11 protein-coding genes and 2 pseudogenes are annotated in these 13,625 nt (G+C 63.1%); 7 read left to right on the top strand and 6 right to left on the bottom strand.

The features are described from left to right. Positions 1–129: 129 nt before the first annotated feature. Positions 130–2,203: pseudogene (locus ACSKB8_RS11510) on the bottom strand (methyl-accepting chemotaxis protein). 239 nt (positions 2,204–2,442) lie between these two features. Here ACSKB8_RS11510 and ACSKB8_RS11505 point away from each other — a divergent pair. The 6 genes and pseudogenes from ACSKB8_RS11505 to ACSKB8_RS11480 all read left to right on the top strand — a co-directional run bounded on the left by ACSKB8_RS11505 (position 2,443) and on the right by ACSKB8_RS11480 (position 6,392). After that, positions 2,443–3,739, top strand: a pseudogene (locus ACSKB8_RS11505) (hemolysin family protein). Between the two features lie 285 nt (positions 3,740–4,024). Beyond that, on the top strand, positions 4,025–4,567 hold the full coding sequence (locus ACSKB8_RS11500; RefSeq protein WP_438104152.1) for a hypothetical protein: 543 nt from the start codon (positions 4,025–4,027) through the stop codon (positions 4,565–4,567). Positions 4,568–4,592: 25 nt separating this feature from the next. Further along, a complete protein-coding gene (locus ACSKB8_RS11495; RefSeq protein WP_438104150.1) occupies positions 4,593–5,072 on the top strand; it encodes a hypothetical protein in 480 nt (159 codons plus the stop codon). Beyond that, positions 5,069–5,323, top strand: coding sequence for a hypothetical protein (locus ACSKB8_RS11490; protein WP_438104148.1), 255 nt, complete (start codon positions 5,069–5,071; stop codon positions 5,321–5,323). Before ACSKB8_RS11495 ends, ACSKB8_RS11490 begins: the two co-directional genes overlap by 4 nt. A gap of 97 nt (positions 5,324–5,420) precedes the next feature. Beyond that, the gene (locus ACSKB8_RS11485) at positions 5,421–5,813 is read left to right on the top strand and encodes a hypothetical protein (RefSeq protein WP_438104147.1); all 393 of its coding nucleotides are present in this window, start codon (positions 5,421–5,423) and stop codon (positions 5,811–5,813) included. A gap of 186 nt (positions 5,814–5,999) precedes the next feature. Continuing rightward, positions 6,000–6,392, top strand: coding sequence for a hypothetical protein (locus ACSKB8_RS11480; protein ID WP_438104145.1), 393 nt, complete (start codon positions 6,000–6,002; stop codon positions 6,390–6,392). Positions 6,393–6,630: 238 nt separating this feature from the next. Here the strand turns inward: ACSKB8_RS11480 and ACSKB8_RS11475 are convergent, their stop codons facing one another. The 3 genes from ACSKB8_RS11475 to ACSKB8_RS11465 all read right to left on the bottom strand — a co-directional run bounded on the left by ACSKB8_RS11475 (position 6,631) and on the right by ACSKB8_RS11465 (position 9,785). After that, positions 6,631–6,870, bottom strand: a complete 240-nt coding sequence (locus ACSKB8_RS11475; protein ID WP_438104144.1) for a PilZ domain-containing protein — start codon at positions 6,868–6,870, stop codon at positions 6,631–6,633. A 94-nt stretch (positions 6,871–6,964) separates the two neighbouring features. After that, the gene (locus ACSKB8_RS11470; RefSeq protein ID WP_438104142.1) at positions 6,965–8,653 is read right to left on the bottom strand and encodes an FMN-binding glutamate synthase family protein; all 1,689 of its coding nucleotides are present in this window, start codon (positions 8,651–8,653) and stop codon (positions 6,965–6,967) included. 358 nt (positions 8,654–9,011) lie between these two features. Continuing rightward, positions 9,012–9,785, bottom strand: coding sequence for a ferredoxin--NADP reductase (locus ACSKB8_RS11465; RefSeq protein ID WP_091896801.1), 774 nt, complete (start codon positions 9,783–9,785; stop codon positions 9,012–9,014). A 375-nt stretch (positions 9,786–10,160) separates the two neighbouring features. On the opposite strand from ACSKB8_RS11465, the gene ACSKB8_RS11460 reads away from it, so the two are divergent. Then, positions 10,161–10,964: an ATP-grasp domain-containing protein gene (locus tag ACSKB8_RS11460; protein WP_438104141.1), complete on the top strand. Its 804-nt coding sequence runs from the start codon at positions 10,161–10,163 to the stop codon at positions 10,962–10,964. A gap of 221 nt (positions 10,965–11,185) precedes the next feature. On the opposite strand, the gene ACSKB8_RS11455 is transcribed toward ACSKB8_RS11460, so the two are convergent. Both ACSKB8_RS11455 and ACSKB8_RS11450 read right to left on the bottom strand, forming a co-directional pair. Beyond that, complete coding sequence (locus ACSKB8_RS11455; protein ID WP_438104139.1) at positions 11,186–12,118, bottom strand: amino acid ABC transporter substrate-binding protein; 933 nt, start codon at positions 12,116–12,118, stop codon at positions 11,186–11,188. Positions 12,119–12,127: 9 nt separating this feature from the next. Next, the gene (locus ACSKB8_RS11450; RefSeq protein ID WP_438104137.1) at positions 12,128–13,426 is read right to left on the bottom strand and encodes a dicarboxylate/amino acid:cation symporter; all 1,299 of its coding nucleotides are present in this window, start codon (positions 13,424–13,426) and stop codon (positions 12,128–12,130) included. Positions 13,427–13,625: the final 199 nt, after the last annotated feature.

Raw genomic sequence — 13,625 nt, 5'->3', positions numbered from 1 at the left:
TGCGCCCCCTCTCCCGCTTGCGGGAGAGCGTCGGGGAGAGGGTGCTTCCGCAGTGGGACAATCCCCGAGAGGAGAAAGCCCTCACCCGGCGCTTCGCGCCGACCTCTCCCGCAAGCGGGAGAGGTGAACCTACGCGGCGCGGATCGCGTCCAGGAATTTTCCGACCTCGAGCTTGAGACGGCTGCTCTCGCCGGACAGCGATCTCGCGGACGCGAGCACGTTGGCGGAGGCCGATCCGGTTTGGCTCGCACCGCGCTGCACGTCGACAATGCTGGCGGAGACCTGTTGAGTGCCGCGCGCCGCCTGCTGCACGTTGCGGGAAATCTCCCGCGTCGCCGCGCCCTGCTCCTCGACCGCCGCGGCGATTGCGGAAGCAATCTCGGACATGCGGCCGATGGTGCCGCCGATCGCCTTGATGGCGCCGACCGAATCCTCCGTCGCGGTCTGAATGCCCGTAATCTGCTGGCTGATCTCGCCGGTGGCCTTGGCGGTCTGCTCGGCCAGTGCCTTGACCTCGGAGGCGACCACGGCGAAGCCGCGGCCGGCCTCGCCGGCCCGCGCCGCCTCGATGGTGGCGTTGAGGGCCAGAAGATTGGTCTGGCCTGCGATCTGGCTGATGAGCTCGACCACGTCCCCGATCCGCCCCGCCGCCTTGGCGAGCTCGCCGACATAATCGTTGGTGCGCCCTGCCTGCTGCACCGCCTCGCCGGCGATGCGCGCGGAATCCTGGACCTGCCGGCTGATCTCGTCGACCGACGAGGCCATTTCCTCCGCCGCCGCGGCAACGGTCTGCACGTTGGTCGAGGCCTGCTCGGAGGCGGCAGCGACGGTCGCGGTGACCTTTTCCGATTGATCGGCCGTATTCGTCAGCGTTCCCGCCGAGACTTCCAGCTCCGACGATGCCGACGACACGGTGTTGATCACGTCGCCGATCATGGCCTCGAACTCGCGCGCGATCTGATCCATGCGCTGGCCGCGCTGAAGCTTCGCCTCGGCTTCGACCGCGGCGGCCTCGTCGGCGGCTTTCTTGGCGACGAGTGAATCCTTGAAGTGCCGGAGCGAGCCCGCGACCTGACCGATCTCGTCGTTGCGGCCGCTCGCGGGAATCTCGACCTCGTGCTGCCCGGCGGCGAGCGTTCCGATCACATCGGCGAGCCGGCCGAGCGGCGTCACCACGCGGCTGCGCAGCATCACGGTCACACCACCGAGCGTGCCGAGCAATGCCAGCACCGCGACGGCCGCAAGCGCCAGCATCGCCAGCGCACCATCACGAGAGGACGAGGCGCGCTCGGCCGCTTCGGCCAGCGCCGCGTCGCGCACGCCGTAGAACATCTGGATGGCTGGCACGATGACCTTTGCCAGCTCATCGCTGTCGATTCCATATTTGCCATCGCTGCGCGCAGCAGCCATCTCCTTGTCCACCGCAGCCGCTGCTTTTCCGAAATAGATTCCGTTGCCGCCTTCAGCGCGGTGGCGATCCGCGGCGGATTCCCGAGCTGGTCGATGCCGGCCTCGATGCGCTCGCGGTCGGCTTCCACACGCCCCTGCATGCGATCCATCAGCGAGAATTCGGCCGCCGTGAGCGGGCGACGCGCGGACAGCGCGGGGACAGCGTGGCCGCGCGGCTGCCGGCGGCAACGCGCAGATCCTGCGCCGTCCGCGCCAGGCTCAACAGCGCCGCAAGCGAGGAATCGGCATTGATGACCTTCGCCTCGAGCCGGTTCATGATCGGCTCGATACTGCCGAGGACCTCGGCGACTCCGGGCAGGAAGCCCTTGATCGCAGAGCTATCGCGCGCCGCCAGAGGAAGGCCCATCGCGCGATCGGCCGCGGTGTAGATCTCCTTCAACCGCCGCGTGGCACGGTCGAGGTTCTCGACCATCGCAGCACCGTCATCGAGCACAATGATGGCTCGCCTTGCGCCCTCGAATGCGGCATCGGCGGCTTTCCCCGCCTTCGCGGCATTATCGATCTGGGCCTGTGTGGCTGCGGCATCCTGGAAGATCGGTCCAATGTAGGGGGCGCGAAGGCCGGCAACCTGCTGGCTGACCATCAGGGTCGCCGCAAAAGCGTCGACGGTCTTGATCGCGTCGGAGCGGTTCGTGAAGATGCGCGCCTGGGGTATGAGCACCTCGGCGCCGAGGATGACTGCAAAAACCGTCACCGTCAGCATCGACAGCGCGAAAAGCTTCCCGATCCGCATCCTGGTCCCCGAATACATTCTGCAAATGTCGGAAAACCTAGCCGGCGGCCACTAAGAGCCCGTTAAGTAACGCCCCGTAGTTCCGCGGAGTGCCATCTCGTCGCGGACCTGTCGGAACGCCGTCGATCACGGTTCCCCGTGGTGCCGGATGCGACAGAATGGTCGGCATTTCCTCCCGGAATACCTATATCAATACTCGTGCCCTCATCCGGCGACACTGGCTTACTCTCGGAACGTCAATGCTCTCGATCGAACTCGTCATCGTCGTCGTCCTGATCGTCATCAACGGCCTCTTGTCCATGTCCGAGCTGGCCGTGGTGTCGTCCCGTCCGGCGCGGCTGTCGCTGCTCGCGGCCAAGGGCGTCCGTGGCGCCGAGCGGGCGCTGACCCTGGCGGCCGATCCCGGCAAATTTCTTTCGACGGTGCAGATCGGCATCACGCTGGTCGGCGTGCTCTCCGGCGCATTCTCGGGCGCGACGCTCGGGCAGCGGCTGACGCAATGGCTGGTCGAGCTCGGCATGTCATCAGGCATTGCCGACATCGTCGGCGTCGGCCTCGTCGTCACGCTCATCACCTACGCCACCCTGATCGTCGGCGAGCTGGTGCCGAAGCAGGTGGCGCTGCGCGATCCCGAGAGCATCGCGGTCAGGGTCGCGCCCGCGATGCACCTGCTGGCGCGGATCTCGCTGCCGCTCGTGTTCCTGCTCGATGTCTCCGGCAAGCTGATCCTCACGCTGCTCGGCCGCGGCGGCAGCGCCGAGGAAAAGGTCTCGGAGGACGAGATCCATCATCTTGTCCGCGAGGCCGAGAGCGCAGGCGTGCTCGAGCCCGGCGAGAAGGAGATGATCGCCGGCGTGATGCGGCTCGGCGACCGCCCAGTCGGCGCCGTCATGACGCCGCGCACCGAGGTCGACGAGATCGACCTGAACGATGATCCGGAGACCATTCACGAGATCATCGCAAAGAGCCCGCATTCGCGCTTCCCCGTCTCGGACGGCGATCGCGACAAGCCGATCGGCGTGCTCCAGGCCAAGGACCTGCTGATCGCTTATATGAACCAGCGCGCGCCGGATCTGCGCGCACTCGTGCGCGAGGCGCCGGGCATTCCGGCCTCGGCGGATGCCCGCGAACGTGCTGACCATCCTGAAAGCTGCGCCGGTCCATGTCGGCTTCGTCTACGACGAATACGGCGCCTTCGAAGGCATGGTGACGGCCGCAGACATCCTCGAGTCGATCGTCGGCGCCTTTCATTCCGAGGAGGGGCCGCCCGAGCCGGCCTTTGTCAGGCGCGACGACGACTCGCTCCTGATCTCCGGCTGGATGCCGGTCGACGAGTTCGGCGAGCTGCTCGGCATCGAGCTGCCGCCGCACCGCTACAACACGGTCGCTGGCCTCGTGCTGCAACAGTTCAGCATGCTGCCCAATGTCGGCGACGCCTTCGACTTCGCCGGCTGGCACATCGAGGTGGTCGATCTCGATGGACGACGGATCGACAAGATTTTGGCGAGCCGGCGCGGCGAGCAGGCGGCGGCGTGAGGCGCGCGCTCGCTAATATCTTCAGTCGTGTCCCCGCACGGGCGAAGTTTGTGGCACCGCTTCCCTCTCCCCTTGTGGGAGAAGGGATGTTGATATTTTCTGTGTAAAATCAACGCATTGACGGACTGCTGTCTGCCGTTCTGTCTCGCCCGGCCGGGACGCCGGAAAAGGCTGTGGATGCATCGATAAGCCGCCGTCATTGTCGCACTGCGGGTGAGCTAGATCAACGCACGGACGGGCGTGCCGGGGCGGCGAGACGCTGCACGAATCGCCTATGCTGTCCTCATGGCTGAAGAACAACCGTACCTTGCCGACAAGCAGGTCCACGCGATTGAGCCGGGCGCGTTTCTGCTCGACCTCTATCGGCTCATTTGCATGGTCTCGTCATCTCGCGACGTGGCGAGGCAAGGCCTTACCTCGCCCGCCATCGCGATGATGCAGGGAGGCTACTTCAAATCCGAGGTCACGCGCATCTTGATCTCCTGTGCGGCTGGCGTGCGAATCCACTTCGATCAATCGGGGGGACCAGCAGACGAGCCGGGGTCGGATTGCGGAAAGCTGTTTCCAAACTGGGCGACGGACAAGAGCAAGTTCGAGGTGCTCACCTTGCGCGAGGCGTGCAACAAGATCATTCACGCAACTGACATCCGGTTCGATGTCGTAGTCCCCGATGCAGCCAACAACCCAGATGAGGAGGGTGCTTACTACCAACCACGCCTCTACCTGTATGGAAGCAAGGGGCGCAACGATTGGCGCGCCGAACTGTCGTTGCTCGACTTCGCACGCTGGAGCGCGGTGGCGTTCAAATGGTTTGCCTTCTTGGGATGACACATGGGAGCTACAGGTCCGCAGGATGAGTGACAGCAAGGAATTCGGAACGTCGATAGACAAGCCCCTAAAAACCACGCGGCGATCACTCAGCGGAAAGCAAGTCCATTCGATCGTTGCCCGGCGACTTCGTAGCCTCGACAGGCTTAGTTTTCTGGAGAGCTTCGCCATCTTCATGGGCAAAGCCCAGCTTGTTGAGCTAGGACTGAAGAACCTCCTAATGAGCAAGCACGGCTATGACGAAGAGAGGATCAAACGCTGGACGCTCGGGCGCGTGGTAAAAGAACTGGGCGAGCGCGGGTTGCGACAAGACTTCATCCACTTGATGGAAGAGTTGAAGGGGTGTCGCAACTACATTGCGCACGAAATGCTGGCCAACGACGCGCTTATGCGAAGATTGGCAGGAACTGGCGCACATCGCATTGCGTGGAAATCGCTGCGCCGTGGCCTCTATCTGGTAGAAGAGGCGATTGTGGTACACGATTTTCTTTTTGGTGGTGAATGACCAGTCCCACGGCCAAGGTCCTGCTTATCCCGCTCATTGTCGCGCTGCTGACCGGCGCAGCGTCGGCGCAACAGCGCACCTTCTACGACTCGTCCGGCAAGGTCGTCGGCCGCGCCGCTACCGACAGCCAAGGCACGAAGACCCTCTATGACGCGAGCGGGAAGGTCGTCGGCCGCGAGAGCACCAGCGGCAACACGACGACGATCTACGATCCCGCCGGTAGAGTCATCGGACGCGCGACGAACCCCTGAGTCGCGGGCGAAGGCGTCAGAGTCAGTGAAACGTGTCACTGGGTCGGAGGAGCAGACGCATGGTGCCGACCGCCTGCTCAACGCATGGAGCAAGCCAATGAAAAAATATCTGATCGCTGCGGCAGTTCCGTTATTGCTGGCCACTACCGCAGACGCCGCACCCAAGATGCCGTCGATGTTCCACGGCCGATGGTGCGGCGAGAACCATATGCTGAAGCATTGCGGGAAGAACGATGACGGCATCCGCATCACGGCTGACGGTTTCGAGTACGAGGCAGGCGAGTTTGGCTGCCGCCTTATCGGTCTGACACCGCAAAAACCCACGCGGCGCGACGTCGAGTATCGCGCGACGTTCGTGTGCGGTGGCGAGAAGATCAAGAGCCATCGGCTCTACTACCGGATCGGGTTCTACGACGACGACCGGAACGACGGCCTGTTCATGTGGGAGACGGATTCGACGTTCATGAAGGAAACAAAGCACGACTTCTAGGAGAAGCACCTGATGGACATCACCAACACGCGGCAAGGTCGTCGGCCGCGAGTCGACCAGTGGCAATCAGACGACGATCTATGACTCGTCCGGGAGGAACATCGGACGGTTCACGATGCGGCGCTGATGCTCGCCCGCCAGTCAGGACCTCCTAGTCAGGACTTCGGTCAGAAAGAAGGTGAACGCATGAAACGTCTTCTTACTGCGGTAGCGCTTGTGCTGCTGATCCCGGCTGTCCCAGCCAAGGCGGACACAACACCGCCGCCGTATCTTCTGCACGTCGGCGACGTGTTTCAGGATCAGACGTTGCACGCCAAGTTTGGCTTCGGCTGCTACAGCGCCGAAGTCATGAAGCAGGGTGTCCTTGCCTCGAACTATCTGGACTTCCTCGACCAGCACGACCCGATGAACAGCAAGACCGGGTGCATGGAATTCAGATCGTCGCGCAACACCTACGACATGATGTGGACCGTGATCCGTGTTCAGGACTGGGAGCACGGTCGACTAGTCTGCCTGCAGCCGTCCATCAACTTCAGCAGTGATAAAAACTTCTGCTGGTGGACGACACCTCGCCGATAATCCCTTCGCCTCTATTCGGACGTGCTGGACTCAGTGTTACGTAACACTGGGTCAGACTAGAGGTGACAACTGGGCCCGTCGGGAGATCCGCCTAGTTCGGGAGGTGGCGCGAAGCGCCGGATGAGGGGGTTCTTTCCGCACAGTTAATCGTAAGAGGAGTGCTCGCGGAGACAACCCCTCACCCGTCTCGCCGCTACGCGGCGAGCCACCCTCTCCCACAGGGGGAGAGGGTACATCCTCACCCGAACCTCACCCCGATCCGCTTTTCCTTGCGCCACGCCACGGTGCAGGACAGATGCTTTCCGTCGGCGTGGACGAACAGGGTGAAACGGTCGGGGATGCCGACCGGGCTGGTGACGTCGAGGGCTGCGCCGGTCTCGGACAGGTTGCGGACGGTGCAGTCGATCGCGCCACCGCCGAACTCGATGGTTCCGGCTTTCAGAACACGATGTCTCGCCTTGTCGCGCCGTTCGTCCATGGGGCTACACCCAAAGTTGAACCAAGCGTTTAACGCAGCCTCTCCGGCAATGAATTATGCGCCGGAGCCGGCGGTCTTGCAACCGAGGCGACGCTCACAGCGCGGGCTGGAACGTCTCGGAGCGCGCCATCCGCCAGCCGTCGCGGAACCGCGGATCTTCCGTGCCATCGAGCAGCTCGCCGGGCCGCAGCGCCGGATAGAGCTGTGCGAAGGATTGCACCTGGGTCGTCGATGTCCGCTGGCTGAAATGGATCGGGCGCAGTTGCTGCGGATGTTCGAGGCCGGCGGCGGCGATCAGCTCGGTCAGCGAGTGCAGCGTCGCATGGTGGTAATTCTGCACGCGGTCGATCTTGAGCGGCACGTAGAGCGCGCGCGCACGCGTCGGGTCCTGCGTCGCGACGCCGGTCGGGCAGCGGTCGGTGTGGCAGCTCAGCGACTGGATGCAGCCGAGCGAGAACATGAAGCCGCGCGCCGAATTGCACCAGTCGGCGCCGATCGCCATGGCGCGCGCCATGTCGAAGGCGGTGGCGATCTTGCCGGACGCGCCGATCTTGATGCGGTCGCGCGCATTGATGCCGACCAGCGCGTTGTGGACGAAATTGACGCCCTCGCGCATCGGCATGCCCAGATGATCCATGAACTCCAGCGGCGCCGCGCCGGTGCCGCCCTCATTGCCGTCGACGACGATGAAGTCGGGATAGATGCCGGTCTCCATCATCGCCTTGCAGATCGCCAGGAATTCCCAGGGATGGCCGATGCACAGCTTGAAGCCCGCCGGCTTGCCGCCGGACAGGCGGCGCATCTCGGCGATGAACTGCATCATGCCAATGGGCGTGGAGAAGGCGCGGTGCGAGGCCGGCGAGATGCAATCCTCTCCCATCGCGACGCCGCGGATCTTGGAAATCTCTTCCGAGACTTTTGCGGCCGGCAGCACGCCGCCATGACCCGGCTTGGCGCCCTGACTGATCTTGAGCTCGACCATCTTGATCTGGTCCTCGCCGGCCACGCGCGCGAACGCCTCGGGGTCGAAGGTGCCATCGCGATGACGGCAGCCGAAATAGCCGGAGCCGATCTCCCAGATGATGTCGCCGCCCATCTCGCGGTGATAGGGGCTGACGCCGCCCTCGCCGGTGTCATGCGCGAAGCCGCCTTTCTTCGCGCCGGCATTGAGCGCACGCACCGCGTTCGGGCTGAGCGCGCCGAAGCTCATCGCCGAGATGTTGAACACCGAGGCCGAATAGGGTTTTGCGCAATCCGGCCCGCCGATGGCGACACGGAATTTTTCCCTGGCATGCGCCTTGGGCGATACCGAGTGATGCATCCACTCGTAGCCCTCGCGATAGACGTCCTCCTGGGTTCCGAACGGCCGCTTGTCGAGCTCCATCTTGGCGCGCTGATAGACCACCGCGCGGGTGTCGCGCGAGAACGGCATGCCGTCCTTCTCGCTCTCGAAGAAGTATTGCCGCATCTCGGGGCGGATTTCTTCCAGCAGGAAGCGGATATGCGCCGAAATCGGATAGTTGCGCAGCACCGCGTGGCTCTTCTGCAGGAGATCGCGGACGCCGAGCAGGGTCAGCGCGGCGAAGATCAGGATCGGGACCAGCAGGATGTCGAAGATCTTGCGGTCGGCGATACCGACGCCGATCAGGAGCGCGGTGACGACCGCGCAGATCGTCAGCACGATGAAGCGCGGCGAGAATGGAAGCAGCAGGGTTTCCATGACCCCCTCTTCCGCCAGTGGCAGGCGTTTCGGAGCTTCTTGCGTCTTGTTGTTATCGGCCACGATCACGTCCTCTCGCCAGCATGAGCGCTACGATACGCCTGTGCCTGTCATACGGATATGACGCGGCCCTTGTTTCAGGCTAGCGAATTCGGCTGAGACAAATCAATCAGCCCGATGGGCGGGCTTTTGCAGTGCAGCAGGAAGATGGGAGAGAAAGGGACGGTCAGCCGGGCAAGACGCTTCACCCACCGCCGTCGTCCTGGCGAAAGCCAGGACCCATAACCCCTAAGCGGGGTTGTTGCGAAGACTGACAACGACCAGCCTTCGCCAAACTTCACTCGGTGGGTATGGGTCTTGGCTCCCGTGCGCAATTGCGCACAAGGCCAGGACGACAACCGAGAGCGCACAAAGAGCGGGCTTACCGCTCGACGAACGCCTTCTCGATCACGAAATGGCCGGGCTTGTTGCCGGAGCCCTCGACGAAGTCGCGGCCCTCGAACATCAGCTTCAGCTCTTCGAGCATCGCCGGGCTGCCGCACATCATGACGCGGTCGGTTGCGATGTCGAGCGGGCCCTGGCCGATGTCGTTGAAGATCTGCTCGGAGTTGATGAGGTCGGTGATGCGGCCGCGGTTGCGGAACGGCTCGCGGGTCACGGTCGGATAGTAGACCAGCTTGTCCGCGAGCAACTCGCCGAACACCTCGTCCTCACGCAAATTCGCGACGAGCTTCTCGCCATAGGCGAGCTCGGAGACCTGGCGGCAGCCATGGACCAGCACGATCGACTCGAACTGATCGTAGACCTCGGGGTCCTTGATCAGGCTCGCGAACGGCGCAAGGCCGGTTCCGGTCGAGAGCAGCATCAGCCGCTTGCCGGGAAGGAGATTGTCGGTGATCAGCGTGCCGGTCGCCTTGCGGCCGACCAGGATGGTGTCGCCTTCCTTGATCTTCTGCAGGCGCGAGGTCAGCGGACCGTCCTGAACCTTGATCGAGAAAAACTCGAGCTGTTCCTCGTGATTGGCGCTCGCCATGCTGTAGGCGCGCAGCAGCGGGCGGCCGTCGACCTCGAGGCCGATCATGGCGAACTGGCCGTTCTGGAAGCGGAAGCCGGTGTCGCGTGTGGCGCGGAAGCTGAACAGCGTGTCGGTCCAGTGGTGGACGGAAAGAACCTTCTCTCGGTAAAACGCGCTCATGATTTTCGATATTCCGAATATTTGCGGTTTTCGGGCAAAAGCATTGCCCGGCCCCTGACAGCGGGGCGGGCACCATCTGCCATGGCGGAGGATTTCGCGTGTGTGATCTACGCCATTGAGACCAATAATCAACCTCGTTTCGGAAGCAATTGATGCCGATCAAACCGGCATTTGGGCTGAATTGGGCGCATCATTAATGAATTTTCTGCCCAGCGCGCGCGGCGGGCAATTTCTTTTCCCTTGGGGGCTCGACGGCAGCACTTAATTTCCATCGCGCTAACGAGAATTTCATTAAGAATAGCTCTGATTTTCACCCCGGTTGGGCGCCGTTTTCCGCATTTTTGCGGCTTTTGGCGACAGGAACGACTGAATCACATGGCAAACGGCGAGCGGATCTTTGTCCAGGCGATCAGGCGCTATTGCGCACAGCACGGCATCACGGTCGATGTCCGCGCCAGTGGCTGGCTGATCGCGATGCGCCGGGGCGACGAGCGCCGCTTCGCTTTCGGCTACGACATCGGCCTCAACAGCGCCATCGCGCATCGTCTCGCCAACGACAAATCGGCCACGGCCGAAGTGCTGGCGCTTGCGGGCGTGCCCTGCATTCCCCATCACCTCTTCCTCAACCCGAAGCTGGGCAAGAATGTTGTTGGCCCCACTTGGCGAGAGGCAATGCTCGAGCTGCTTCGCGACCATCCGCAAGGCGTGGTGGTGAAGCCCAACGAGGGGACATCGGGGCGCTTGGTGTTCAAGGTGACGACGGAGGCGGAACTCGACCACGCGGTTGGTGAAGTTTTCTCGATGAGCGCCGGACTCGTGATCTCGCCCTATGTCGCGATCGAGGAGGAGGTCCGTGTGGTGCTGCTCGATGATGTACCTCTCATCGTCTACAGCAAGCAGCGCGGCACAGATTGGCGACACAATCTCGATGCCGGCGCAAAGCCGGTGTTGCTGGAGGACGGCGAGGCTCGCGAGGCTTGCGTGAGACTCGCCACCCACGCAGCAAACGCCATCGGCATCGCCTTTGCGTCAATTGACGTGGTCCGCGTTGATGGCACCTGGCGCGTGCTCGAGATCAACTCCGGCGTGATGATGGAAACGCTGGGCAAGCTGCATCCGGAGCTGGTGCAGGCGACCTATGACGCGGCGCTGGACCGGGTGTTTGGGGACGACAGGTGATTTGAACTCTCGCCGCGAGCTCGCTGCCCCTCTCCCCTTGTGGGAGAGGGTGGCTCACCGCGTAGCGGTGAGACGGGTGAGGGGTTTCTCTCCGCGCGCGCCCTTTCACGATTGAATTCGCGGATGCATACCCCTCATCCGGCGCTTCGCGCCACCTTCTCCCACAAGGGGAGAAGGAAGAGCAGTGAGTCCGCGGCGCCCAGCCCTGCAACAAATTCAACCTAATTATTCGCGCTCGGCGAATCGTCCATGGCCTTGAAGGCTTCCTCCAGCTGCAGCGAGATCGGCACGTTCAGCCGTTCGCCGGTGGGGAGCCTTGCGGTGAACCATTTGTTGTAGAGCGGGACGAGGTCGCGGTTGGAGCCGAGCTTGCGGAAGGCGCGTTCGACCACGGCGGCGAGTTGCGGTTCGCCCTTCCTGAACATGATGCCGTAGGGGTCGTAGGACAGATAGTCCCCGACCACGCGAAAATATTCCTGCGCCTTGTGACGCGCGATCAGGCCGTAGAGCAGGATGTCGTCGGTCGCGAACGCATCCGCCTTGCCGTCGGCCACCATCCGGAACGACTGCTCGTGATCCGGCGCGGTCACGATGTTAAGGCCGAGCGAGAGCTTTTTGTCGACGGCGTGCATCGCCTGCTCGTTGGTCGTGCCCTTGGTCACGACGACGGTCTTGCCCTTCAAATCCGCGACACCGGAAACGGCCGCTCCCTTCGGCACCATCAGCTTGGTGCCGGCGACGAACATCAGCGGCGAGAACGCGACGCGCTTGCCACGCTCGGCATTGGCCGTGGTCGAGCCGCATTCGAGATCAATCTTGTTCTGAAGCACGGCCTCGATGCGATCGTCCGAGGTGACCTTGACGTAGTCGATTCTGAGATTGGGATCGTCGACCTCGACGCCGATCTCCTCGACGATGGCCTCGCAGAGCTCGAGGCTGTAGCCGATCGGGCGCCCCGCCTGGTCGAGGAAGGAGAACGGCGGCGAGCTCTCGCGGTAGCCGAGCCGCACGGTGTGCGCCGTCTTGATGGCCGACAGCGTCGGGCTGAGCCCCTCGCTGCCGCCGGTCTGTGCGACCGCCGAGGTCGCGAGCAACGATGCTGCTGCGACCCACAGGACGCCGACGATCACTAACCTCGCCAGTGTCTGGCCCATGGTTCGCTCCTATCCATGGCCGGCCATCGCAGGCACTTCGCCCGGAACCATGTCCTCAGGCACGAGGTCGCCCGGTTCAAGCGCATGCTCGGGCCCGAGCTCGCCTTCCCATTTCGCAACCACCGAGGTCGCAAGCGTGTTGCCGATCACGTTGGTGGCGCTGCGGCCCATGTCGAGGAAGGTGTCGATTCCCATGATCATCAAGAGGCCGGCCTCGGGGATGTTGAACTGCGCCAGCGTCGAGGCGATCACGACGAGGGAGGCGCGAGGCACGCCAGCGACTCCCTTGGAGGTGATCATCAGCGTCGCCAGCATCGCGAGCTGGGTGCCGAGCGGCATGTCGATGTGGTAGCTCTGCGCGATGAAGATGCTCGCGAAGGTGCAGTACATCATCGTGCCGTCGAGGTTGAAGGAATAGCCGAGCGGCAGCACGAAGCTCGAGATCCGCGACGAGGCGCCGAAGCGGTTGAGGCCCTCCAGCGTCTTCGGATAGGCCGCCTCCGAGCTCGCCGTCGAGAACGCGATCATCAGCGGCTCGCGGATCAGCTTGAGCAGATGACTGTAGCGCGGCCCGATCACGATGAAGCCGACGATGACCAGAAGGCCCCAGAGGATCGCCAGCGAGAGATAGAAGCCGCCCATGAAGACGACGAGCTTCCACAGCACGGCAAGCCCGTTCTTGGCGACCGTCGCGGTGATCGCGGCCCACACTGCGAGCGGCGCGAACAGCATCACATAGCTTGTCACCTTCAGCATGATGTGGCCGACGTCGTCGATCAGCGCCAGAATCGATTTGGAACGTTCAGGCATCGCGCCCATCGCCACCGAGAAGAACACGGCGAAGATCACGATCTGGAGGATCTCGTTCTGCGCCATCGCGTCCGCAATCGAGGTCGGGATTAGATGGGTCAAGAATTTCTCGATCGAGAAGGCCGAGACCGGCAGGCCGGTCGATTGGCCTGCCGCGGGCAGCGTGCCGGGGAAGTTGGCGCCGGGCTGGAGCAGATTGACCATCACGAGGCCGAGCAGCAGCGATACGAAGGAGGCACTGACGAACCAGCCCATGGTCTTGGCGAAGATGCGGCCGAGCTTGGAGCCCGAGCCCATATGGGCGATGCCGCCGACCAGGGTCGCGAACACCAAAGGCGCGATGATCATCTTGATCAGGCGCAGGAACATCATGGCGATCAGGTTGATGGAGGATGCCCAATCGGCGCGCGTATCGGGCAGGAAGTTGTAGATCGCCGAGCCCATGACGATGCCCAGCACCATCGCGGCCAGAATGTATTGCGTGAACCTGTTGGACATCGCTTACCCCCACGTACACCGGCGCTTCATGATGTCGCAGATATCACAGCGACGCAACACGCTTTGCGTGTGTTCGCGTTGGCCGGATGTTCCCATTGTGAAATGGATCGCGGCGATCTAGCTTTCACGCAGCGCACAACAGATGCGGCTTGCACGTTTTCTTGGCTGCGGCTGCATCAATAATTGCCAAACAATCGAA

Source organism: Bradyrhizobium sp. BR 1432 (assembly GCF_051547705.1).
GTDB classification, from domain to species: Bacteria; Pseudomonadota; Alphaproteobacteria; order Rhizobiales; family Xanthobacteraceae; genus Bradyrhizobium; species Bradyrhizobium zhanjiangense.
Note: the sequence above shows the minus strand (reverse complement) of the source record. Positions and strands in the feature narration are given on the sequence as shown.

Coding starts and splice junctions, on each gene's coding strand:
- ACSKB8_RS11500 (WP_438104152.1), top strand. CDS start 4,025: ATGGCTGAAGAACAACCGTACCTTGCCGACAAGCAGGTCCACGCGATT.
- ACSKB8_RS11495 (WP_438104150.1), top strand. CDS start 4,593: ATGAGTGACAGCAAGGAATTCGGAACGTCGATAGACAAGCCCCTAAAA.
- ACSKB8_RS11490 (WP_438104148.1), top strand. CDS start 5,069: ATGACCAGTCCCACGGCCAAGGTCCTGCTTATCCCGCTCATTGTCGCG.
- ACSKB8_RS11485 (WP_438104147.1), top strand. CDS start 5,421: ATGAAAAAATATCTGATCGCTGCGGCAGTTCCGTTATTGCTGGCCACT.
- ACSKB8_RS11480 (WP_438104145.1), top strand. CDS start 6,000: ATGAAACGTCTTCTTACTGCGGTAGCGCTTGTGCTGCTGATCCCGGCT.
- ACSKB8_RS11475 (WP_438104144.1), bottom strand. CDS start 6,870: ATGGACGAACGGCGCGACAAGGCGAGACATCGTGTTCTGAAAGCCGGA.
- ACSKB8_RS11465 (WP_091896801.1), bottom strand. CDS start 9,785: ATGAGCGCGTTTTACCGAGAGAAGGTTCTTTCCGTCCACCACTGGACC.
- ACSKB8_RS11460 (WP_438104141.1), top strand. CDS start 10,161: ATGGCAAACGGCGAGCGGATCTTTGTCCAGGCGATCAGGCGCTATTGC.
- ACSKB8_RS11455 (WP_438104139.1), bottom strand. CDS start 12,118: ATGGGCCAGACACTGGCGAGGTTAGTGATCGTCGGCGTCCTGTGGGTC.
- ACSKB8_RS11450 (WP_438104137.1), bottom strand. CDS start 13,426: ATGTCCAACAGGTTCACGCAATACATTCTGGCCGCGATGGTGCTGGGC.